Source organism: Alkalibacterium sp. m-11 (assembly GCF_054658155.1).
This window is the reverse complement of the sequence record NZ_BAAGIR010000224.1, coordinates 1-2,183: the sequence shown is the minus strand read 5'-3', so window position 1 is coordinate 2,183 and position 2,183 is coordinate 1. Positions and strand designations below refer to the sequence as shown.

At 42.2% G+C, this 2,183-nt stretch carries 2 protein-coding genes, 1 tRNA gene and 1 rRNA gene; 2 read left to right on the top strand and 2 right to left on the bottom strand.

The window, feature by feature from the left end:
• Positions 1-339: 339 nt before the first annotated feature.
• Both ACYQ2O_RS11895 and ACYQ2O_RS11890 read left to right on the top strand, forming a co-directional pair.
• Positions 340-1,458, top strand: coding sequence for an NADH-dependent flavin oxidoreductase (locus tag ACYQ2O_RS11895; RefSeq protein WP_346024157.1), 1,119 nt, complete (start codon positions 340-342; stop codon positions 1,456-1,458).
• A 72-nt stretch (positions 1,459-1,530) separates the two neighbouring features.
• The gene (locus tag ACYQ2O_RS11890; protein WP_346024158.1) at positions 1,531-1,827 is read left to right on the top strand and encodes a HesB/YadR/YfhF family protein; all 297 of its coding nucleotides are present in this window, start codon (positions 1,531-1,533) and stop codon (positions 1,825-1,827) included.
• Between the two features lie 132 nt (positions 1,828-1,959).
• Here ACYQ2O_RS11890 and ACYQ2O_RS11885 read toward each other — a convergent pair.
• Both ACYQ2O_RS11885 and rrf read right to left on the bottom strand, forming a co-directional pair.
• Positions 1,960-2,032 (bottom strand) — tRNA-Asn (locus ACYQ2O_RS11885).
• Between the two features lie 33 nt (positions 2,033-2,065).
• Positions 2,066-2,181, bottom strand: a 5S ribosomal RNA gene (rrf, locus tag ACYQ2O_RS11880).
• Positions 2,182-2,183 lie beyond the last annotated feature (2 nt).

Here is a 2,183-nt window from a genome sequence, read left to right as displayed (position 1 = left end):
GTGTAGGAACTCTAACTTTAGAGGATTTTCAGGTGCCTTGCAATGGCTTTTTATATTGCATTTTGCCGTCCGCAGAGTTGTGTACTTTTACCCTGCAATCTTATGTATTTTTATCTTGCCATAAACAGAAACAGACACCCGGGCTATCAGATACATTAACATTCAATTAACCTGTAACCTCTTTTACGTATCTTCATGAGACTATCAAAGAAGTCCTCTTATCTTTTCTTCATCTCACGTTAATTGACATCCCTGTATATTCAATCTAAAATAAAGAAGAACTTACTTTTTTACAGTAAACTATTTTATTTTGCTGTATATCCCAGTGGAGCGAATACAATGACTTATTCTTTTTTACAGCCATATACTTTTAACAATGGCACCACTTTAAAAAACCGTATACTCATGGCACCTATGACCACCAGTTCCAGTACTTCTGAAGGATATGTCACTGAAGAAGAGCTGATTTACTATTTGGTCAGATCAGGGGGCCCTGGAGCTGTCATCACCGCCTGTGCTTATATTGCGTCAGAAGGCCAGGCCTTTCCGAACGGGATGAGTATTGCTAAAGATAAACACATTGAAGGGTTGAGTAGACTGGCTCAAATCATTAAACTTCAAGGTTCAAAAGCGATTCTCCAGATTTATCATGGCGGACGTATGAGCCAGAAACAGTACACCGGAGGGAGACAGCCGATTTCGCCTTCTCCAATCAGAGCTGAACGTCAATGGGCCGACACCCCTAAAGAGCTGACTGATTCTGGTATCCATATCCTCATCCGCCAATTTGGAACAGCCGTCAAACGTGCTATCGATGCAGGGTTTGATGGTGTGGAGTTACATGGTGCAAATACCTACCTGCTTCAGCAGTTTTTTTCTCCTCACTCGAATCAGAGAGAGGATGAATGGGGAGGGAGTCTGGCTAATCGCCTGCGTTTTCCCATCGCAGTCGTCAAAGAATGCCAGTCGATCATTAACGAGTACGCACAAGAAGGCTTCTTACTAGGTTACCGTTTTTCTCCTGAAGAAATCGAAACGCCCGGTATACGTCTGACAGATTCGTACCATCTGATCGATGCATTAATTACTGAAAACATTGACTATCTTCACTTGTCTGTCAATTACTATTATCAACCATCCTTAGTGGGCTTCCGAGAGTACCAAACTCAGATTCCCAATCAAATTGGTCAGTATGTAGCTGGACGGGTACCGCTAATAAGCGTTGGAGCTATAAGAACAGCTGAAGATGCTGAAAAGGCTCTACAATACGCTGATCTCGTATCTTTAGGGAAACAGCTGATCATGGATCCAAAATGGGTACAGAAAGTTGAAGAACAGAAGGAACAAACTATCCGCACTTCTCTCGACTTCTCCAGGAAACACGAATACCAGATTCCTGAACCTCTTTGGTCAATAATTACGACGGTACCAAACTGGTTTCCCGTTGATAAGTTATAGATCAAACCATGGTATACTATAATTGTGCCTGAATACACTAATAAATGAACGTATATAGAAAGGAACATGATAATGGACATCACAATCACAAACAAAGCAGTGAGCTGGTTTGAAAAAGAACTGCTTCTGGAAAAAGGGGATGCCATCCGATTTTTCGGAAAAACATACGGCAGTACTGAGGTCCATGAGGGATTTTCGGTAGGAATGAGTGTAGATCAGCCAGAAGATGATGTTCTTGGAAAAACTGAAATCAACGGCATCACTTACTTTGCTGGAACACAAGATGACTGGTTTTTCAATCGCTATAACCTTGAAGTAGACTACGATGAACAAAAAGATGAACCAATCTATCACTTCAACGAAAACTGATCCAATTTCATCGGATATAAACACACCCCTCTTGAGCTATACAGTATTTTACTGGAGCTCATGGGGGGTGTGTTCTAACTATTTATCTAACTAAACGTAATAGGGTGTTGCTTAAATAAGGGTACAAAAAAACTCCGCAAGCAGGGCTCGAACCTGCGACAACACGATTAACAGTCGTGCGCTCTACCAACTGAGCTATTGCGGAATCACTTGAATGTTTTATATAAAAAAAAGAGCTGCACGGCAACGTCCTGCTTTCACAAAGGGAAACCCTTCACTATCCTCGGCGCTGGGAAGCTTAACGGCTGTGTTCGGAATGGGAACAGGTGGATCCTTCCCGCCATCGTCACCGCACA

Bases quoted from the DNA above. Each gene is read 5' to 3' on its own strand.
- ACYQ2O_RS11895 (WP_346024157.1), top strand. From the start codon at position 340: ATGACTTATTCTTTTTTACAGCCATATACTTTTAACAATGGCACCACT.
- ACYQ2O_RS11890 (WP_346024158.1), top strand. From the start codon at position 1,531: ATGGACATCACAATCACAAACAAAGCAGTGAGCTGGTTTGAAAAAGAA.